Annotated in this window: 1 protein-coding gene; it reads left to right on the top strand. The window is 59.0% G+C overall.

All coding sequences use genetic code 11. The annotated features are described in order from the left end of the window. The first annotated feature begins 162 nt into the window (after positions 1 to 162). Positions 163 to 23,967, top strand: a complete 23,805-nt coding sequence (locus AC1RO0_RS28860; RefSeq protein WP_498595978.1) for an amino acid adenylation domain-containing protein — start codon at positions 163 to 165, stop codon at positions 23,965 to 23,967. Positions 23,968 to 23,979 lie beyond the last annotated feature (12 nt).

Here is a 23,979-nt window from a genome sequence, read left to right as displayed (position 1 = left end):
ACCGGATACCTGCCGAGATAGCAAGGAAGCTTAACTGGCATCTTATTTCGCCGCGCTAGTCGGCGCGTGAGTAATCGCATGCCGATATACTCGTATAGATTGTTTTAATATTAAGTGACAAAATTAAAGGTTGCTTAATGGGCATGAGAACGGAGCAGTCCAATGAATGTGGTGAATAAGCCGATGACGCCCGAACATATTCAGCGCGGCTATGAGAAGGGGCAACTTACTCAAGCCGATGCCGAAAAAATGCTTCTGCAATATTATTCCGTTGCGGCCGACGCTCCTCTCTCGCAAAATCAGCAAGGCATCTGGTCCCGACAGGCGTTGTTTCCCGCGGATCCCTTGTACAATGTGACCGTTGCCTGCGTTGTCGGAGACAATTTCGACAAACACTGCTTCCGTCGCGCGTGTCAGCGCTTCTTGAACAGCAATCAGGTACTGAACACCCATATTTCCTTTGGTGGTGGTGAAGTATTGCAGCGGATCAATGCCCGCCAGGAGATGCCATGGCAGGAAATTGATCTGGACGGCGAGTTGCCGGAATGCCTGGATCAGATCAAGCAAGACGCGCAAACCCCATTTTCAATCGATGACGGCGCTCTTTATCGCATCAATGTCTATTCACTGAACTCCGGCCGATATGTCGTGCTGCTGGCCGCTCATCATATCATCTGCGACGGCAGTTCGATCAGCCTGTGGCTGTCGACGATCTGGCAGGATTATCGTTCTCTTCTGCAGGGCCGGTCATTGCCGTGGCAGGAGACGCATTCGAATTTCTTTGATTTCGTGAAATTCGAATCCGAATACATGAATTCGCCGGCAGGGCACAAAAGCCTATCCTTTTGGAAAAACCAATGCGCCGACGGCCTGCTGCCGTTGGACGAGCGGCTCGAGCTGGCCCTCGGGTCAGAGGATGCGTCGGTTTTCGCCACCGACAAGATCAGTTTTGAGATAAAAGGCGATCTTGCCGATCGATTGCTCAATTTCCGGGAAACCAAGAAATACAGGGCCTCCACGGTGCTCATGGCGACGTTCATGCTGGCTCTTTCGGCATGGCGCGGCAAGCAACGTTTCACCATCGGATTGCCGACGTTGGGGCGGCCTAGAAAAGAGTTTCAGCTAACCCTCGGCAACTTCGTCAATATGATGCCGGTCGCCTGTGACATCGATCCAGCGCTGCCCTTCTCCAAGTGGCTCAAGGCGTGTCATCGCTATGTCTACCAGGGGCTCGATCATTCCTATCCCTTCGCCAGCTTGCTGCGTGCGATCGCGCAGGACAATGGCCGGCGCGCGGGGCTGCAGGCTGTCTTTACGTATCAAAAATTTGACGCGGCCGTGGACATACAGGGCCTGCCGGAAAAAGTCGCAGATGTCATCGAGATCTCGTTCCTGGACGAGATCTATCAGAGGGACGAATACCCCGTAACCTGCGAGGTATTCGAGCTGGAGGGCGCCTGGAAGGTCAACATCAAGTATAAGACCGGCATCATTGACAAGCAAGACGCGCTGTCATTGCGAAGAGCCCTGGTGTCCGTTCTCGACAATGTGCTGCTCCATCCGGAGGCTACCCTCGGCTCTCTGCTTCCTGTCGCGCAGGATATTGAGGATGAGCAGACGACCGCTCCTGCCTCCGATGGAATCTCATCGGATACCTCACCGAAGATCTCGTCGGCTACGGTCCATCAATACGACAGTTTGGACCAGCGTTTTTCACGGCAATGCGCTCTTGCGACAACATCGACCGCGCTGACCTACAAATCTCGTGACGTGAGCTATTCGGAGCTGGAGCGTGACAGCAGCATACTTGCATCATGCCTGGTAGCCCGTGGGGTCAAGCCCGGAGATCTGGTGCTTTTGTGCATGGGGCCGTCTCCGGATCTCATCAAGGGAATCCTCGGCATACTGAAAGCGGGCGCAGCCTATGTGCCGCTCGATCCTTCGTCTCCTCAACAGCGTCTCGATTATATCCGCGAGGATTGTGGAGCCCGCTTCGCGGTGACCAATTCAGAATACGAGGGGCTGGTCGCGCAGGTCGAAAATTGCGTTGTGGTGGACCGTGATTGGCGCGCGATCGCAAAGGCGGAGCGAGCTCATGTACTCCCGTTACCAAGGGCGAAGCCGGAAGATCTCGCCTACGTCATCTATACCTCCGGCACCACGGGGCATCCCAAGGGCGTCATGGTCGAGCATGGCAATGTCCTGCGCCTTTTCGACCAGACCAACCACTGGTTCGCATTCGACGGCAACGACGTTTGGACTCTGTTCCATTCGCCCGCCTTCGACTTCTCCGTATGGGAGATATGGGGCGCGCTGCTCTATGGCGGACGGCTGGTCATTCTGGATGCGGAGCAGCGGCGGGACACGGACGCGCTGCTGGACTTGCTGATCGATGAAAAGGTCACTGTCTTCAATCAGACGCCAGCGGCTTTCTATTCGGTCGTGCGGGCGGCGACAGAGAATGCCGCCGAGCGGATATTGCATCTGCGCTACATCATCTTCGGCGGAGAGAAGCTCGATTTTTCCCAGCTGACGCCTTGGATGGATCTCTACGGCGACCAGAGCCCCCGGCTCATCAATATGTACGGCATCACCGAAACGACCGTGCATGTGACCTATTGCCCGGTGACCCAGGAGAGGTGCCGGAACGCAAGTGCGTCTCTCATTGGAAATCCCATACCCGACCTGGAAATCCATCTGTTCGACGAACGCATGGAGCAGGTCAAAAACGGTGAGACCGGAGAGATCTACGTTGGCGGCGCCGGGGTGGCTCGAGGCTATCTTAATAAGCCAGAACTTACGCAGCAGCGTTTCATTTCGCATCCCCGTAATAACGCGGAAAGACTGTACAAGACTGGAGATCTGGCACGCTATAGCGCGAACGGCGAACTGGAATACATAGGACGCAACGACAGCCAGGTGAAAATACGCGGCTTTCGCATTGAACTGGGCGAAATCGAAGCGTGTTTGAACCAACACCCGCAGGTGGCCAATTGCGCCGTGGTGGCGCACGAACATGAGGGTGGCAACAAGCATCTTGTTGCCTATTGTTGCACCAGGCCGTCCCCGCCTGACACTTCGGTCGATTTGGACGCGTTGCGTCAGTTCATCAAGCAGCGGCTCCCCGACTACATGGTGCCGGCTTTTTTCGTCGAGCTGGATGAACTGCCCATCACCGGTAACGGCAAGGTCGATCGCCGGCAATTGAGCCTGAGGTCGATCGCTGTACCGTCCGAACCAAGTGCCGCTGCGGCAGCTTTGACAGAAACGCAGGAACGAATTCTGTGCCTTTGGCAGCGGGTGCTGAAGATTGCTCCCGCCCATATCGACCAGGGATTTTTCGAGGCGGGTGGAGACTCGATCTCGGTCGTTCTTCTGGCCCGAGCCCTCGAGCAGGAATTCCGGTGCCAGTTTCCGGCGGTCAATCTGTTCAAATACGCCAGTGTTCGCGAGATCGGCGATTACATCCAGACACTCGCGGACGGCGAAAAGGCGCAACTGCCCACGGCGGTTCCGCCTGTGGACGAGCGGGAGAGCGGGCCGGTATCCCCCATCATTCCGAACTACTACGAAGACAGTCTCGCCATTGTCGGCATTTCCTGTGAATTTCCAGGCGCAAAAGATCACCGTCAATTCTGGGAAAACATACTGGCCGGCGAGGAAAGCGCCGAGCATTTGTCTGGACGGGCGCTGGAAGAAGCAGGGGTCGAGCCATCATTGGCGGCACATCCGGACTATGTGCCGGTGCGCTTCACTATCCCCGACAAATATGCCTTCGATGCCGAGTTCTTCGGGCTTTCCGCCAAGGTTGCCGAGTTTGCCGATCCGCAGTCGCGTCAGTTGCTGATGCATGCGTGGAAAGCCATCGAGGATGCAGGCTACGCCCCTGAGCAGTTGGAGAGCGCGGGTGTCTTTGTTGCCACCGGCAACAGCGGCTATCAGACATTGCTGGATACTGCCGAGGATATCGAGCAGAACGACCGCTATCTGGCCTATGTGATGTCCCAAGGGGGCTCCACGGCTGCATTGATTTCCTATCACCTGGGATTGACCGGCCCCAGCATGCATATCGGCACGAACTGCTCATCCTCGCTTGTGGCGATGGATGCTGCGTTCAAGAGCTTGCGGTCGGGTGAATGCCGCTATGCCCTGGTCGGAGCATCGACCCTCTTCCCTCATCCCAATGCGGGCTTTCTCTATCAACCCGGCCTCAATTTCTCCAGCACCGGCCGTTGCCGCACCTTTGATGCCGAAGCTGACGGCATGATGGCCGGCGAAGGCGTGGCAGTGGTGGTCCTGAAGAACGCACGGCAGGCCGTGGAGGATGGCGACTCGATTTACGCCGTGCTGCGCAGCGTGGCGGTCAACAATGATGGGCGCCAGAAGAGCGGGTTCTATGCGCCAAGCGTGCAGGGGCAGAGCAAGGTCATCCAGTTGGCGCTGGATAGAGCGCCGGGGGTAAGCGCGGACTCCATTGCCTACGTCGAGGCCCACGGAACCGGCACTCGCCTGGGAGATCCCGCGGAGGTCATGGCCATAAACGAGGTTTACAGCCGCCATGCCGATGCGAAGCAATTCTGTGCCATTGGATCGGTGAAGCCCAATGTCGGTCACCTGGACACGGCGGCCGGACTTGCCGGATGCATCAAGTTGGCCATGGCGCTCAAGCACCGGACGATTCCACCATCGATCAACGTGGAGACTCCCAATCCGTCCATCGACTGGAAGGGGTCGTGTTTCTATGTCCCTCAGAACGCTTCGCAATGGCCCGAACACACCCAGCCGCCGCGAGCCGCACTCAGCTCCTTTGGCCTGGGCGGAACGAACGCGCACGCGATCATGGAAGCTTATTCGGCGGTACTTCCCGTACCCGGTGCTGCGACTTTGGAACGGGGTGAACCGCCCAAGAGCATGCTCGTCCTGTCGTCCAGGGAGCCGCATCTGCTCCCGGCCATGGCGCACAGCCTATTGTCCTTCCTGAACGATCAGCCGCATCTGCCGCTGAGTTCCGTCGCTCATACTCTTCACCTTGGCCGGAAGGCCATGCGCCATCGCCTGGCGGTCGTTGGGTCTGATGTGGAAGCGGCATGTGCGCTGTTGAGCCATTACGTCGAAAAGGGAAGTGACGCAGGCAATGTCACCCTACCCAACGGCTTGTATCTCTCGAGGCCGGAGGATCGCGCCGAGACGGCCCTCGGTGGTTCTCCCGCGCAGATCGAAGCTTATTTGGCGGATCGTGACCTGATGGGTCTCGCCGAGCGCTGGGTCGATGGGCAGGATATACCGTGGCAGAAACTCTATTGCGGGCAATCGATACGCCGAGTGAGCCTGCCCACCTATCCTTTCTCGCGACGCCGGTTCTCCATTGATAAAAGCGAGAGTGGCTATCGTCCGAAGAGCACTAAAGCCGGTTTGTCGAGCGTTGACGGCGGAAAGCCTCCAAAGCTGCTGGCCCAGGTTCAGAACGAGAGTGTCCAGCAAGTTCAATTTCAGTTGTCCGGCAAGGATTTCTATCTGCGAGATCACCTCGTTGATGGAGCCGCGGTGTTGCCTGCGGTTATGACGTTCGAACTCGCGCGGGCAGCGGCCATGTCCACCGCGTTCTCGCCTGAGAGGCATTCCTTGTGCTTTGAACGCGTGGCGTGGTTGCGTCCGGTGATTTGCAGAGATGCGGCGGTTTCTCTGACCATCGATCTGCCGTCTCATCGATTCGGTCAGGAATTGCAGCCATCCGGCGCTTTTTCTGTCAGCGGAGCTGACCCCGAAACCGGCGAGCAGGTGGTTTTCAGCGAAGGCCACATCGCATTCAAGCCGACCGAGCAGATGCGGCTTGCATACCAGCAAAGCGGCGAACATTCCGTATCCCCGGTGGAGTTGCAACAGCGCTTGGCCGGCAATCGCATCGACGGGCCGCAATTCTATCGCTGGCTCGAGGCGGGTCGCGTGCAATATGGCCCGGCTTATAAGGGTCTTGTAGAGGCGGGGTGGACCAGCCGCGAGCTCTACGCGCATGTGCGCCTTCCAAATTCCACGTCACAGTCCCTGACCGATTTTCCGTTGCATCCAGCCCTTCTCGACTGCGCATTGCAGGCGAGTGTCATTCTTGAGACTGCCAGGCAGTGCGGCGGGAATCCCGCCGGATGGCCATCGGCCGCGCAAGTGCAGCAAAAGCTTCCGTTCTGCGTGGAGCAACTGGAGGTCTTGGCCCCGCTCGAACCGGAGGTGTGGCTTTGGGTACGCGGCAGCGAGGTGGCTGAGACCTCACGGGAGGCACGCTATGACATTCATATCTATGGCCGATCCGGATCATTGCTCGTTGCTATCAGTGGCTTTGTAACCCGCGCCTTCCCACATAAGTCAGGCGTGCAGAGACCGGCCGCGCTGCAGGCTTTGCATTCGGATGTAATCACCGGAACGCCGTCCATCATTCCCGCCAGCGGGAGCACTGCCGGAACGGGGCTGACGGCGGGAGATCACGTTAAGACGCTTTCGGCCAGATGGACGCCACTGGAGAGTGGCCGCCAGTCACCTAGCTCGTCCACTCCAGTCATTCTGATCGGCCTCGCTGATACGTCTTCACCGGATCTGGACGCGCTTTTGGCTGGTCGCGTCGCTCGATACTTCTCCCTCCGGCAAGATCCCGCCGGGCAGGACCTGTCGGCGCTTCCGGCAAATTCGGACGTCATATTCGCTCTGCCCGCAACCACCTCCGACCGGGTGGAGGGCCTGGATCTTATCACGGCGCAGCAGGTGGGCGTGACTGCGGTATTCCGGTGGATCAAGGCCCTCATCAGTCATGGATTCGAGCAGAGGGACCTGAATTGCACGTTCCTTGTCGAGAGAACCCAGAACGTTCTGAATGGCGAAACGGTCAGTCCTGCCCATGCCAGCCTCATCGGTTTCGCACAGAGCTTGGCCGGCGAATACGGACACTGGCGAGTGAGGGTACTGGATGTCGAGGCGCTGGCCAAACTTCCAGCACCGGCCTTCTGGCCGGAGGCGGAGGACGAGGACGAGGTGCTCTTCGCGTGGCGTCAGCGGCAATGGTACAGCCGCCAGCTTGTCGAGGTGAGCGCTCCAGAACCCCGCCCGACATTATACAGGCATGGAGGATATTATCTCGTACTCGGTGGCGCCGGTGGTATCGGCCAAGCCTGGACCGAATACATGATCAGGCATTATCGAGCAAAGGTGATCTGGTTGGGTCGCAAACCCCAGGATGGGCAGATCGGCGATGCGATCCGGCGTTTGGGCGCACTTGGCCCCGAGCCCATCTATCTGCAGGCGGACGCGACCGATCTCGCATCATTGCAGCAGGTGCGGCAGGCACTGGGCAGTCGGGGGATCCGGCAGCTGCACGGTATCGTTCATTCGGCCCTGGTGCTCGAAGACCAGAGCATCGCCAATATGTCCGAGGCTCAGTTCGCTAAGGCGCTAGATGCCAAGGTGAGCACATCGGTGCATCTGGCAAGTGTATTCGGAAGCTACGACCTGGATTTTGCGCTGTTTTTCTCCGGAACGATTTCCTTTGTCAAAGCGCCTGGGCAATCCAACTACGCTGCCGGCAGTAGTTTCCAGGACGCCTTCGTCATGGCCATGGCGCAGCAATGGAGCTGCACGGTCAAGCTCATGCAATGGGGCTACTGGGGGAGTATCGGAATTGTCGCGAAGCCCCACTATCGGGATCGCATGATGTCGGCCGGCATCGGTTCATTGGAACCGGAGCCAGCATTGGCCCGCCTCGCGACCTTCATGCAAGACAACGGCATTCAGCAAATGGCCGTCGAAGGAAAATTGCCTGCGATTGGCGAGAAATTCGTGAAGGTATCAGCGACAGCTGGAAAGCCTCAGCCGTTAACGGGCTACGCAGATCAGGTCCCTGCCGCCGGCTATGGGCCACATTGGAAGATGGCGCCCAGTTCTTTGCTGCTGCGGGTGGACGGCTTGCGGGAATATAACGGCCTGCGCGATCCGGTAGTTGAGCGTGCTGCTCTACTGAAGGTTCGACAGGTACTCAGCGATCTCGATGTGCTGCCCCTCGGTCGCAACCATGATGGTCGGTATGTCACCGGTCCGGGCAGCCGGCTGAGCGCGAACTATCAGCGCTGGTATCAGGAGACGTGCCGCCAGCTGCAAAGCTACGGCCTGCTGGATGACACCGACAGCCAGCGTTCGCCAGCGGGTAGCGGCGGTGTCGGCGAGTGGGAGCGGGTCCGCGATATCCGTCAGTCAACGCCGAGTGTGCGCGCCGGCATCGACCTGATGGATGTCTGCCTGCAGCATCTGCCTTCCATTCTGCGGGGAGAGACGGCGGCCACTACCGTCATGTTCCCCGAGTCCTCCATGCGCCTGGTGGAAAACGTCCATCGCAACCATCCCATCGCCGACTATTTCAACGAAGGGGTCGCGGAAGCAGTCGTGGACTACGTTCGCTACAGGGTTGCCTCGAAAGGCGGCAGGCCTCTGCGCATACTCGAGATTGGCGCAGGCACGGGCGGCACGAGCTCCAAGGTGTTGCCGCAGCTTCTGCCTTGGAAAGACAATATCGAGGAGTACTGCTACACTGACCTTTCAAAGTCCTTCCTATTCTATGCCCAGGATACGTATGGACCGGATGCGCCTTTCCTGAGAACCGAAATCCTCAATATCGAGGAACCGGTTACAGCAAGCCATCCCCATGCCGACAAGCTCGGCTCCTACGACATTGTCATCGCCGCCAATGTCCTGCATGCCACCCGAAACATCCTGCAGACCATGCGAAACGTCTATGCGTTCATGCGCACGGATGGGGCGTTGGTTCTCAATGAGATGAGCCAGAACGGTGCGTTCTCTCACCTAACTTTCGGCTTGCTGGAGGGATGGTGGCTGTATGACGACGAAAACGTGCGGATTCCCGGCTGCCCGGGGCTGTTCCCGGAACAATGGAAAGAGGAGCTGCTACGCAGCGGCTTCACGGATGTGCACTATCCACTGGACGGTGCGCTGCCTCTCGGGCAGCAGATCATCGTCGCGCTACGCGGTGAGAGCTTTCCATCGCCGGCAGAGCGTTCTTGCGGATCATCTCTGGATCAGCGGGATGGCGGGCACGGCGAGAGTTCCCCCGCATCTAGCGAAAGCCTCATGGCCACCGTGATCGGTCTTCTCGCACAGGTACTGCGAGTGGATGCGGCAAGTATTGATAGTGAAAAGAGCTTTTCAGATATCGGCCTGGATTCCATTCTGGCGATCCAGCTCACCAATCGCCTGAACGAGCGATTTGGCATCAAGTTGAGCACCATTGAGTTGTTTGATCACAATACGCCGGTTCGCCTGAGTGCCCATCTGATAGATCGGCATCGTGTCTCTGCCCCTGCCCCCTCGGCAAAGGTGACCGAGCAACCGGCAGCCCTTGCGCCAGAAACGCCCCGGCAATTCGCCGACGTCTGCGTCGGACTAGAGCAGATCAGCGGAGAGCTGCTGGAGCAGGTGGCCGAGGTCCTGCGTCTGAAAGCAGAGGCCATAGACCTGCAGAGGAGTTTTGCGGACTACGGCGTAGATTCGATCATTGGCGTGCAACTGGTCAACAGGATCAATAAGCGCCTCGGTCTGCGCCTCGCCACGACCGTCATTTTCGACTTCAACACTGCGGAGAAGCTGGCTGCCTATCTGTATGCGACGCATGGAAACGAGATAGTGCTGAAAGGTCCAAGAGAACTTCAGCGCCAGGTCAATATCCTTCCGGTAGCGCAGACGGCCTCGTTCTTGCAAACCCTGCCCGGACAGGTGTCGATCGACGTCCAGGGAGTGCTTTTGGAGCAGGTGGCTGGCGTCCTGCGCCTGCGGCCGGATGACATCGATGCTCACAAGAGCTTTGCCGATTACGGCGTGGATTCGATCATTGGCGTGCAACTGGTCAATAGGGTCAACAAGCGCCTGGGCCTGCGTATCCCGACGACTGTCATTTTCGATCACAATACGGTGGACAGGCTGGCGGTTTACCTGAATGCCGAGCACGGTGCTGAAGTTGCCTCGTCCGTGGGTGGGTCTCAGGTGCAATCCGTCGATGAGAGCCAACCCGCTTTCCTGGCAACGTCCATCCGAGATGAGGGTGTGGATAGCATCGGGTGGAATAATCCGGCTGTGCCAGTGGAGGAGCGCGAGCTCGTCAGGGCCGTGCTGATCGAAGGTCCAGGAGATGTGGACGACCTTAAGATAACGACCGTCGCACCGCCTGGATTGGCGCCCCATCAGGTGCGCATCGCGGTCCGCGCCTTCTCGTTGAACTTCTCCGATCTGCTTTGCGCCCGTGGCCTCTATCCGAATATGCCGCCTTACCCCTTCGTTCCCGGAAATGAAGCGAGCGGCGTGGTGGTCGAGGTCGGGTCGGACGTGGTCTCGTTCAAGGTCGGCGATGCCGTTGTTTGCCTCAGCCATGGCTGCCATGCAACGCAGGTCGTCTGCTCAGAGAGCCAAGTCTTCGCCAAGCCCGATCATTGGTCGTTTGAGGAGGCCTGCGCGCTTCCGATCGTCGGTATCACCATGATCGATGCCTTCCGTAAGGCCGCACTGAAGCGTGGCGAGAAGATCCTGATTCAAACCGCGACCGGGGGCACCGGGCTCATCGCCCTGCAACTTGCCAAGCATTATGGAGCAGAAATCGTCGCCACCGCCGGCAGCGACGAAAAGCTGCAATATCTGCGCGGCCTCGGCGTTGAGCACCTGATCAACTACCGTACCCAGGACTTCTCCCAGGAAATCGCCCGTCTTAGCCCCGGAGGCGTGGATACGGTCATCAACACGCTGGGTGGCGACGCCCTGCAAAAAGGGCTGCGTAGTCTCGCGCCGGGCGGACGCTATGTCGAAATAGCCATGACATCCCTGAAGTCGGCCAAGAGCATCGACCTCTCATTGCTGTCCGACAACCAGATTTTCTACAGCGTGGACTTGGCGCGCCTGGGCGCCCGAACACCTGAAAAGATCACACAATATTGGGATGAGCTGGTCCGTCTCAGGGACGGCGGCATCATTCAGGCCACGATTTCCCATGTCGTCGATTTCGACAACTTCCGCAGCGCCTATCGTCAGCTCGCCGATCGTGGGAACATCGGCAAGGTTGTCGTCCGGGTTGATGAGCCAGCAGGCCGAGCATTCACGCGCTTCGATCTCCGGGAAAAGGAGGCCAGCGAAAAACTGCCTTCATTGCCCAGTCCGGCCCGGTCCGAACCTTCCGTGCCGCGCAGCGGCCCCTCGGTTCACGAGGATGACATTGCCATCATCGGCATGAGCGGCCGCTTTGCGCGCTCGCCTGATCTGGAAGCTTTCTGGACGCATCTGGCCTCCGGCACCAGTCTGATCACGCCGGTGACGCGTTGGGATCTGCAGAGTGGCAATGACGGCACTGAAGCGGAGCGTTGCAGTGCGGGCAGCTTCCTTGATGATCTTTCCTTGTTCGATCCGTTCTTTTTCAAGATTTCGGGCACCGAAGCCCGCTACATGGACCCGCAACAGCGTCTGTTTCTAGAGGAGGCTTGGAAGGCTCTCGAAGATGCTGGCTATGCCGGAGACCAGGTAAGACAGCAGCGCTGCGGCGTATATGTGGGCTGCGCTGGCGGTGACTACCAGCTGTGCTTCCCTGGCCCCGGAGAACAGACAGGCGACAATCGACGGCCGCCTCCTATCCAGTCCTACTGGGGGAACGCCGTATCGATCATCCCGGCTCGCATCTCATACTTCCTTGATCTCCATGGGCCCGCGGTGGCCATCGATACGGCATGCTCCAGTTCACTGGTGGCACTGCACATGGCCTGCTCGGCACTACGCAATGACGAGGTTTCCATGGCGCTGTGCGGTGGGGTGTTTGTCCAATGCACGGCCGGGTTCTACCAGCAGGCGCAACGCGCAGGCATGCTCTCGACCACTGGCAACTGCTATACTTTCGACGCCAGAGCGGATGGCTTCGTCCCGGGAGAAGGCGTGGGCGTCGTGGTGTTGAAGCGCCTGAAGGACGCCTTGGCGGATGGCGACCATATTGACGGTGTCATTCTGGCGTCCGGCATCAATCAGGACGGAAATACCAACGGCATCACCGCTCCCAGCGCCAAGTCGCAGGAGCGTCTGGAGCGCGAGGTCTACGATCGCTTCAAGATAAATCCTCGCGACCTGCAAATGGTCGAAGCTCACGGTACCGGCACCTCCCTTGGCGATCCGATCGAGTTCAGCGCCTTGACCAATGCTTTCGGCCAATACACGTCCGATCGCCACTTTTGCTCGATCGGTTCGGTGAAAACCAACATCGGCCATACGACGACCGCCGCAGGTATCGCGGGCGTATTGAAGATCTTGTTGGCCCTGCGTCACCGCCAATTGCCGCCGTCATGCAATTTCGAGCAAGGCAACGGGGAAATCGATTTCGACAGCAGTCCGTTCTACGTCAACACGCAGCTTCGTCCCTGGCATGTGGAGGCCGGGAAGCGTCGCATGGCAGCGGTCAGTTCCTTCGGCTTCAGCGGTACCAACGCGCACGCGGTGATCGCCGAGGGTCCCCCGGCTGATTCCGTGGCGCATGAGCAGGGCAAGGTATTGCTTGTCCTGTCGGCACAGACCCGGGAGCAGTTGAACGAACATCTGGCCCAGATGGCGACTTTCCTGTCGGGTGCGGAACAGCGCAATGTGTCTGTGACAGATATCGGCTTTACGCTGGCCCAAGGGCGCCGCCATATGCGCTACCGTTGGGCCTGCGTCGCCGGCAGCATCGAGGAATTTGAGGCCTATTGCCGGCTTGGCGTGCCGGAGACGGCTACGGACGCTACCGAAACATCCCCGACAAGGGTCATGTACGGCGACGGATCGAAGCCGGTCGCTGGACAGAAGAAGGATGCGTTCGAGAGCCGTCCGCTGGATCTGGCGGATTGGGCGCGTCGCTACGTGGCGGGCGGCCAGCTCGATGCTTGCATATGGGAAGGCCAGCCGTGCCATAGAGTCAGTTTGCCCACCTATCCCTTTGCGCGGGAATCCTATTGGGTTGACACGCAGCCGAAAACGGTCGCTGGGCCGTCAAACCCTTGGCCGCCTTTGAAGCCGGTCGTTGATGGACAGGGACATGATTTCAGTTTTGCTCAACGACTGACCGGACGGGAGCCATTTCTGAGGGACCATAGGGTCCACGGCGAGCCCTGGTTGCCGGCCGTCGTCTATTGGGAAATGCTGCGCTGGTCGGTTTTGCAAACCGCGCAGGCTCTCTCCGGAGACACCCATGTGGTGCTGCGGAACGTCATCTGGCAACGGGCGCTCACCCTTGGCGCAGGGCAGAGAGAGGTTTTCCTGCATCTGGATCGTGACGAGAAGCCGCCGCAAGACGGTGATACACCGCTCCAGCGTTTCAAATTCGTCATCGAAAGCCGGCCGGCTGATCTGTCGGCCCAGGTCACGGCTTGCGAGAGACATTGCAGCGGACAGGTGGAACTCGTACGGGCAGATGGCTCCGCGTCCTTCAGCGTCCTTAATCCTTCGGCATTCTGCAAGCAGGCGGAGGAGATTGCTGTCTCTGATTGCTATCGGAAATTCAAGGAACTCGGCATCGAGTTCGGCCCGAGCCAACAGGGGCTGAAGAAGCTGTTCCGTTGGCGCGGCCAGGTCCTGGCGCAAATCGAGCGTCCCGAGGGCATGAAGGGCGTGGATGCCGGCTACCAGCTATCCCCGACCCTGGCTGATGGTGTCCTGCAGGCCAATATCGGCAACATCATCGGCTTTGGGAACGAGCAGCTGCCAGTCCCTTATGCGATGGACAGCCTGACCATATTGGATGCCTTGCCTGACACTATCTGGGCCTGGATTTATCCGAGCCCGGACGAGCGGAATGAAGCGCGGCCGCTTTCGTCGAGCCGGAGCTATGACATTGAGGTTTTCGATGACAGCGGGCGTCTGCTGCTGATGGTGCGCGGCGGTCGATCAGCCCAGGCAAAGGCGCGCCGACATCTGCATCCGCTGGTTCACGAGCAGATAGGCGAAGGCACAGGGTGCTTCACCAACCTGTTCCAGGGCCAGGAGTTTTTTCTCCAGGGGCATCAGATCGCCAATGCGAAAATACTCCCTGCTGCATGCTACCTTGAAATGGCGCGCTTTGCAGGCGGCGTTCAAGGCGCGCCTGGCACGAGTGTCTTGCGGGATATCGTCTGGCTGACCCCCTATCAGGCGGCGGCCCACCCCGCTCCCATGACGATCCGGATTTCGGATGCTCCGGAGCAGGCTTGCCGGATCAGCAGCGGCAATGCTGAAGGCGACGGCGTCCTGCATTTCAGCGGCCGCTGGGGCCATCATGGCGCGCCAGTTTCCGACAATGTCATAGACGTCGCAGCAATCCAGCAGCGGACATCCGGACGCCTCGACCAGACGTCCTTGACTGGCCTCGTGGAGGCGGGCTCAAATTTCGACGAGCAGTTCCAGGTCATCAACTGGTTACAGTTCAACCAGGATGAAGCGCTCGCCTATTACGAGCTGCCGGCCGGGCTTAGCGAGCCGTTCTACTGGCATCCGGGGATCCTCAGCGCCTCCTTTGGCGCGGTCGAGTTGTGGATCGCGGCCCAAGGGGAACAGGACGGACATCGCTTGCCCTATGGCATTGGCTCCTTGGTCGATCATGCAAGGCCGGAGGACCGCGGCTACATATGGGTAAAGCGGCACGCATCCGGCAAGGCTTCGGAATTCGCCGTCTACGATATTCATCTGTTGGATGAGCGTGGCCGCATCGCCACGGTCTTAAAGGAATATGCTGTCCGACCATGGTCAGACAAAGGACGGAAGGACTTCAATCATGGAGCAACTCAGCCCGCGACCACCAAAGGGTTGGTGACGGGCAGCTTGAACTGGGGTAAGGCGCCTGCACTTGCCTACCTGTCAAATGACGCCAGCGTCGACCGGCTTTTTGTTCTTCCGGAGCATGATGTTGGCCTGCAGAAAACGCTGCGCAGCCATGATCCCGCTGCTCGCTTCTGCAAACTATCGCTTATCGGCGAAAGCGGCGCCAAGCACTTGGAACAAGCCTACGGGCAGGTGTTCGACGCGATTAGAGAATTTGTCGAGACAGGGGGAACCCGCTCCAAGCATGTGTTGATGCTCTTGCCTGACACTCACGTCGAGAGTGTCACGGTCAGCCTGCAGGCGCTGCTGGCAACCGCCGCAATCGAATATAGCCGCTTGTCTGCTAAGACGATTTTCTATGCTCCCGAGGGGATGACCAGTGGGCTGACGTCCGCCTATCCCCGGCATCTCTGGCAGGAGGTGCTGAGCCTCGATATCGCCGAATCCGAGGTGCTGTTGTCGATCGAAGGGCAGCGGCGGGTGCGGCGTTTCAACCCGCGTGATCCGTCAACGAAGACAGGTGCCGCGCTTGTCGACGAGGGTGTCGGCATTCGCTCCGTCGCACCGGGCGATGTTGTCTGGCTGGTCGGGGGAATGGGTGGGATCGGACGACACGTCGCCCGCCATCTCGTCAACGGCGGAGCCACCCTCGTCGTCAGCGGTCGCAATTCCGAGCCAGCCGGCCTGTCGGAATTGCAGCGGATTGCACAGGGTGCTGGTGCCGTTCTCGACTACCTCCCGGTCGATATCGCCAACGCACAGGATGTGGAGCGGTCCGTGGCCCATATCCTGGCCACGTACGGTCGTCTCGACGGCATCATTCATAGCGCGGGCGTGGTCGAGGACGGCTATATGCGCCATGGCGCAGCCAAAGACGCATCGCCGATGTTCGCTTCAAAGATCCATGGCAGTCTGCACCTGGATCAGGCCACCCGGGCATTGAACCTCAAATTCTTCGTGGTGTTTTCGTCCCTTTCGGCCTTGGGCAGTCCGGGACAAGCGGCCTATGCGGTTGCCAACGCATTTCTCCATCAGTTTTCCGTCCAGCGAAACAGGCAGGTCAAGGAAGGAGTGCGCCAGGGAGGGACGTTGGCTATCGCCTGGCCGCTGTGGCTGGACGGCGGGATGGCCATGGCACCGGAGCGCCGGCGCATGATGCTGGAACAAACGGGGCTTGAGGCGCTCACCGTCCAGCAAGGCATCGAAATTGTTGCCACAGTTGTGTCTGGCTATTCCATTCCCGAGCCCGAAGACAGCGTATTGCTCGTGGCGCCGGGCGAAGAGCGGGACCGGATCGTCCATTCATTGATCACCCGTTTTGCCGGGCAAGCGCCATTCGAGAGAAACCAGGGACTGCGGCAGATTGCACAGGTGCACGAACGTCTGGTCCAAGCCGTCAACACCCCGCAAAAGGAGGCCGAAAACGTGGAAACTCATGTCCTCGCCGTATTGAAGGCCATCATTGCGAAACAGCAGACGATCGCCATCGAGAAGATGGATGCAGGTGCATTGTTTCTCGATCTTGGATATGATTCCATCAGCCTCATCGGCCTGGCGAGGGATCTCGGGACCCGTCTCGGGCTGACCCTGCAGCCGACATTATTCTTTGAATATCCTGTACTTGGTGAATTGAGCCGTTATCTCGCGGAGGAGCACGGTGACGCGCTGTTGGCCGCGCTGGTCGGTGAGCGCGATTGCGAAAGCGTGCAGGCATCTGGCGCCGATGTTGCATTAGGGGCCGAGGACGCTGGAGCCTACGTCCTTGCCGTGTTGAAGGCCGTCGTCGCCGAACAGCAGACGATCGCCGTCGAGAAAATGGATGCGGGCGCATTGTTTCTCGATCTTGGATATGACTCGATCAGCCTCATCAGCCTGGCGAGGGATCTCGGAACCCGTCTTGGCCTCGCCCTGCAGCCGACCTTGTTCTTTGAATATCCTGTTCTGGGTGAGTTGAGTTCGTATCTTGCGGAAGCGCATGCGGAAGCGCTGTCGGTCTTGCTGGCCGGCGAGAGTGCTTCCAAGCCGGAAGCCTTGACGTCGGATGAGCCACAGGGGGCTTCTCCAACGAAGCCCGGCCAACCCGAGGGCCTGCCGGTGGCGAGGGACGGGATTGCGATTATCGGCATGGACTGCCGCTTTCCAGGCTCGGAAAATCCCGAGGAGTTCTGGAGAAACCTGGCGGACAATCGCGATCTGATCGGTCTCGTGTCCGGACGGCGGCGTTTGCTCTGGGAGCAGCGTCAGGCGGAAGATGGTGTGGATGACGCGGCGTTGCTACCGGGCGGCTTTGTCAATGACATCGAGCTGTTCGACCCGCAGTTCTTCGGACTGACGCCAATGGAAGCCGAATTCATGGATCCGCAGTTCCGCATGTTTCTTCAGAGCGCCTGGCATGCTCTGGAAGATGCGGGATACAAGGTCAGCGATCTGGCGCGACGTCGCGTGGGCGTCTTCGTCGGCGTCACGACCGCTGACTACAGGGATCTCTGGCTGAAGCAGCCGGGAGCCGAAGCGGCAGCGCATCTGGGCCTGGCGCATTTCATGATCGCCAATCGCACCTCTTATCTGTTCGATTTGAGAGGTCCCAGCGAAGTTATCGATACGGCATGTTCCAGTTCTCTTGTAGCGATACATCGGGCCTGTGAGAGCCTGGTAAGCGGCAATTGCGAGATGGCGATCGTTGGCGGCGTCAACCTGATTGCCAATCCGGCGGTCACCGCCTCGGCCAGGGACGCCGGCATGTTGAGCGCCGACGGGCGTTGCAAGACCTTCGACAGCTCCGCCGATGGTTTTGGTCGAGGGGAAGGCGTCGGCGTCGTGGTATTGAAGCCGCTTTCGCGGGCTATCGCGGACGGCGACCACGTGGAGGCGGTCATCGCCGCCAGTGGGGAAAACCACGGGGGGCGCTCCAGCTCTCCTTCCGCGCCCAATCCCGACGCCCAGCGTCAATTGATCGTCGATACCTATCGGCGAGCCGTTATCGCTCCTTCGAGCATCAGCTACATGGAGGCTCACGGGACTGGAACGGTCCTTGGGGACCCGATCGAAGTAAAGGCACTGGTCAGGGCTTTCTCCGAGTTGAGCGAAGGGGAGCGGCCATCCGAGCCTCACTGCGCACTGGGCTCCGTTAAGGCGAATATCGGGCATCTCGAGGCCGCGGCGGGCATTTCAGCGCTCATTAAGGCTGTATTGATGCTGAAGCACCGGAAAATTCCGGGCAACGTCCATCTGAAGCAGCTCAACCCCTATCTCGAACTGGCTGGAGGCCCATTCTACCTTCCAACGCAAACCAGCGACTGGACAGCGCCGCATAGACGCGCCGGTATCAGCAGCTTCGGGCTTGGAGGTTCCAACGCTCACGTCGTCTTGGAACAGTCGCCTTCCGATACCTTCAGTTCTGAGAATGTCGCCATTGCGTCCGACGAGCGAACCTTTGCCATCGGACTGTCGGCCCGCCGCCCGGCGGAACTTAAAAAGATGGCCGACAATCTGCTGAAACTCTTGTCATCGGCGAATGCCGGCGCGCACGCGCAGTTATGCCTACAGGACCTGGCGTATACTTTATGCCACGGCCGTGAAGTGTTTCCGCAAAGGTTGGCATTTCTGGCCTCTAATCTTGCCGAAGTTCGAGACAAGCTGCAGCTTGTCTTGACGGAAGGTTCCGCCGTCGCGCTGACCGAGCATGGAATTGTCATCAGTCAGGACGATCGTGAGGCAGGCGACGGCAGGCAGGCGCCGCTTCTTGACGTACTTATCCGTGCTTATAACAATTATCCGCTGACCGAGAACGCGTTGACGGATCTGATCGCTTGGGGGCGGGGAAGCTCCGACAGCTGGGGTCAATTATCGGCCACCTCCGGCAAACGAATGAGCCTGCCCGCCTACCCCTTTGCCGGCAAAGCATATTGGTTGCCCGGCCCGCAGGCCGCCTTGGCGACGGTCAACTCGACCCCGAAAATCTCGTCCGAGCCTTTGATGGCGGCGAAGCTGTTGTCCGCTGTGGTGCTTAGGGAGGAGCCGGTTGACGCAGATAAAAAGGCCCCGGCGGGCGACTATGATGTGGATGCGCGAGAGCATCTCTTGCCGGTGGGTGAAGTCACGCTGGCTCCGGCATGGGAGCAGATCGCGGCGAGGACTGCCGAGCAAGCCGTGCACGATGCTTTGTGGGTACTGGGAGCCAGTGAGGAAGAGCTCCACGAATTGCAGCATAAGCATCCGGACTTGCAACATTTTGACGGCCTGACGGAGACATTCGCCACTGCACTTCGTTCGCGAGCGACAGACGGTGGCAGACCGTTACACCTGCTGTGGATGGGTACTAAGAACGATAATCCCGACTTGGCTGCCGATTATATCATCGACCGCCAGGAGCGGGGGATCATACCTCTGTTCAGGTTGGTCAAACTGCTGCTGGATGCCGGCTTCGAAGCGGTGCCGCTGGTGCTTACGGTGGTGACGCGGAATACGTATGCACTGAACCAGTGTGATCAAAATGATGTCTCCGATGCTGGCATCGTCGGTTTGACCGGTTGCCTGGCTCGTGAATATCCGCACTGGACTGTTCGCCTCTGGGATGTCGAGGGCTCGGGTCACGCGTATAGCGGTTTCCTCGGCGATTTGCCAAGGCATCTTGCGACAACCATTGATAGCAATGGTGACGTTCGTGTCTATCGTGACGGCCACTGGTATCGGCAGCGTCTCCTGAGTGTTGCCGATGGGAACGAAGCCAGCGCTCCTGTCTATCGCGAAGGCGGCGTATATCTGGTGATTGGCGGTGCCGGAGGGCTGGGGCGTACGTGGTCGCGACATCTTATCGAACACTTCGACGCACAAATCGTCTGGCTGGGACGGCGCCCTCTGAATGACGAGATACAGGCGCATCTGGACGAGCTTGCCGCCATCGGCAAGGGGAGCGTCACCTATATTCAAGCGGATGCCAGTGAACCGGCGGATATCGAACGCGCCTCCACACAGATCATGCATCGTTTTGGGGCGATCCACGGCCTCGTGCATACGGCCATTGCTTTGGCCGATCGAAGCCTCGCCGGGATGGGGGAGACCGAATTCCGCCTGGGTTATGAAACCAAGCTGAAGACATGCGTCAACCTGTTGCCGCTCCTCAATCGTCAGCCTTTGGATTTCGTCCTGTTCTTCTCGTCCCTGAACGCGTTTACGAGATCCGCCGGGCAAAGCAATTACGCTTCTGGCTGTGCTTTCTCTGACGTTTTCGCAAGGAAGCTCTCGGCCTCATTGAAGTGTCAGGCCAAGGTTATCAATTGGGGCTACTGGGGAGATGTCGGCATCGTCGCAAGCGAGCAGCATCGTGCGCGGGCACGGGCAGCTGGACTGGACTCCATCAGTGCGGAAGACGGTCTGCGGGCGATAGACCGCCTGCTTACCTATCCTGGCTCGCAATTGGCATATTTGAAGACCCTGAAGCCGATTGCATTTGCCCATTATGACGGCACCGGTCTGATCAGACAGTATTCCAGATCCATTCCGAGCCTTGCTGATGAAATGTCCGCCGATCCTTTGTCCGTTGTTCCGATCGACGTGGAGGCATTGACGCAGGCGACCATGAGGTTCCGGCGCCGTGCCGGCGACTTGGCTGGGCAGTTGCTGCTCGCGATCCTGCAAGATATCGGTCTGGCGCCGAAGATGGGCGTCGCGGTGAGCATGCACGCATTGATCGATCAGTTGCGACGCTATCACCCGGAGCAGGATTCCATCTATGTGAAATGGCTGGAACAGAGCCATCGCATGCTCCTTGCTGCGGACTATCTCGTGGGAACAGGCGACGATCTTTCCTGCCGGAAGTCAGGCGTCGCCAAAGCTGTCTTATGGCAGCAATGGTCACAACTTTTACGCGAATACGACCAAGAGCCGGGATATGTCGCGCAGCTTCAATTGCTGGAGCATTGCCTGCGAGGATTGAAAGACATCCTGTTGGGACAGAGCGCCGCCACGGATATCATCTTCCCTGACGGGAGTATGGAATTTGTCGAGGGTATCTACAAGGACAATGCCGTATCCGACTATTTCAACGCTGTGCAAATCGAGCGGATCGTTGCCTATGTCCAGGCGCGGATACGTCTCCAGCCCGATGTCCAGCTGCGGCTTCTGGAGGTCGGGGCCGGTACGGGGGGCACTTCATCTGGACTGCTGAAAAGGCTGGAACCTTGGCAGGAGAACATCGCCGAATATTGCTATACCGATATCTCCAAGGCGTTTCTCATTCATGGACAGACCCACTACGGAGAACGTTATCCTTTTGTCCGAACTCGGCTTTTCGATGCTACGAGGCCGCCGGCGGATCAAGGAATAGCTGAAAACCACTATGATGTCCTGCTGGCGACCAACGTCCTGCATGCGACGCCGTCCATACGCGAGACATTGCGTAATATCAAAGCCACCTTGCGACACTCTGGGATCGTCGTCGTCAACGAAGTAAGTGACATCAATCTGCTCGGCCACATTACTTTCGGACTGTTGCCAGGCTGGTGGCTGAGTTCGGATGCGGAACTGCGCCTTCCAGGAGGTCCGGCTCTGGCTCCCGAGGCCTGGGCGGCCATCGGCTCCAGCGAAGGGTTGGAAGCACTTGCCTTTCCGGCGCGGCAGCAGCATGGGCTTGGTCAGCAGATCTTTGTGCTGGAAAGCGATGGTCTCAATCGCAGCGTTCTGGGTGCGTCCCGGCAGGCGAAGGGCGATGCCGATACGCCGACCGAATTAAAACCGGCGCCCGTAAAGGCCGCTGCTATGGTCGTCTCCCTTTCCGACGAGGATCTTTCGAACCGCGCGATAGCATTCGTCCAACGGCTGGTCGCCGACACGCTGAAACTGGAACCGGAGGAGCTTGCCGTCGACGAGCATTTTCAGGCGCTGGGCCTGGACTCCATCCTCGTCGTGCAACTCACCAACCAACTGCGCCGTTACTTCGACAACATAACGAGCCCGCTACTGTTCAAGGTTCAAACCGTGCGGGCGCTAGCCGAGCATCTTCTCAAAAGCCAGCGACAGCGCTTACAAGAACATATCGCCGCCGAGGATGCCGTTGCGCGGGCCGACGCGCCGGCGGCGGCACGGACAATCGAAACTGTCGCAACGAGCATGGCCTTGGGGTCGGAGCATTCTGGCGACAGACATGAAAAGCAGTTGGCCGGCCAGAAGAAGGTCCCCGTCGACGTCTCCACCAATGACATTGCGATCATCGGATTGAGCTGCCGTTTTCCCCGATCCCCCGATCTAGCGAGCTTCTGGCGCAATCTGAGCGCTGGTGCGAATTGCATAAGCGAAGTTCCAGCGTCACGCTGGCGGTGGCAGGACTATTACGATCCGGAGCCTGGCAAGGACGGCAAGATCTACACGAAATGGGGCGGTTTCCTGGAGGAGATCGATCGCTTCGACCCCCTGTTTTTTCATATTTCTCCGAAAGACGCAGAAAGGATGGATCCCCAGGAGCGCTTGTTCCTGGAGGAAGCATATCGCGCAATCGAGGACGCAGGATATACGCCCCGCGGATTGAGCGAGGTCGGCAATGTCGGTGTATTTGTTGGGGCCAACAATGCTTCCTACAACAAGGGAGAGCCCAGTTTGTGGTCGATTGCCAATCGGGTATCTTATTGCTTGGACTTTTTCGGCCCAAGCTTGACCGTCGACACGGCTTGCTCGTCTTCACTGACTGCCCTGCACACGGCAGTGGAAAGCATTTGCTGCGGTTCCTGCGAGGTCGCCGTCGTCGGTGGTGTCAGCCTGATGGTGGATCCAGTCCATTTCCAGGCACTTTGCGCTATGACGATGTTGTCTCCTGGCAATCAGTGCAAAGCTTTTGGAGAAGGTGCCGACGGCTTTGTCGACGGCGAAGGTGTCGGAGCCATGATCGTCAAGCCGTTGGCAAAGGCGCTTGACGATGGTGACGCGATCTACGGTGTTATCAAAGGAACGGCGATAACCGCCGGAGGCAAGACGCACGGTTACACCGTACCCAATCCCGTCAAACAATCTGAAACCGTGCGGCGCGCCATGGCCCGCGCCGGGGTGACGCCGGCGGATATCAGCTATGTCGAGGCCCATGGCACGGGTACCGTGCTGGGCGACCCCATCGAAATCCAAGCGCTTAGCGATGTGTTCGGCGATTTCGGAAATGGACCGGATAAGAATACCGTCCGTTGCGCCATCGGCTCCGTCAAATCCAATATCGGCCACCTTGAAGGCGCGGCGGGGATTGCCGGCATCACGAAGGTACTGCTGCAATTGCGACACCGGCAGCTGGTACCGTCATTGCATGCGCGAGCTAGCAATCCCGAGATAGATTTCGGTCACACGCCATTTCGTGTGCAACAGCAGATGGGGGAGTGGACATCGTTTGCATCCGGCTCTGGGTCGTCTGCGAACGGGACACCCCGGATCGCAGGTATCTCGTCCTTTGGGGCAGGAGGAGCCAACGCGCATGTCATCATCGCGGAGGCGCCCGACGATCCGGGTGAGGACATTTCGCCCCTCGAGGGACGAGAGCCGCCACCCGTTATCCTCGTACTTTCGGCCAAGAGCGCAGACCGTCTGCGTCAAAAGGTGACGGATCTCAAAAGCCATCTCGATGGGCACGGCGTGGAGACATCGCTTCTCGACGTCGCATTCACGTTGCAGACGGGCCGCGAAGCGATGAACCACAGGGCCGCCTGGCTGGTCGGCGGAGTGAGAGATGCCGTGGAGCAGATGCAGTCTTGGCTGGCGAGCCTGCCCGATACCCGCGCGGAGATCAGATCGCACCTCAAGTATGACGGGCCGGCGATTAGGGATTTGCTCGACGACAGGAATTACCCGGCGCTTGTCCAAGCCTGGCTCGCCGGTGCGACCGTCGATTGGTCCGAGCTTTACGGCGGTCTTTCCAGGATACCCAGACGGCGGCATCTTCCAACCTATCCCTTCAAGGGCGAATCCTATTGGCGTTCGACGGGTGCGCAATCCGGAAGTAAGGGCGAGCAGGAAGCCCCGCAGAGAATCTTCGACCATGATCTCTATGCGTCGATCATCGACGGTCTTCTGAACAAGGATTTTGACACGCAAGCTGCCACGCAGCTTGTCGGAATCGGCAAAAGAATAGAACCACTTAGCAGCGTTGTCGTCGACGGTTGAGGCAATCGACCC

This window comes from Rhizobium sp. GW821-FHT14E12 (assembly GCF_058803745.1).
Note: the sequence above shows the minus strand (reverse complement) of the source record. Positions and strands in the feature narration are given on the sequence as shown.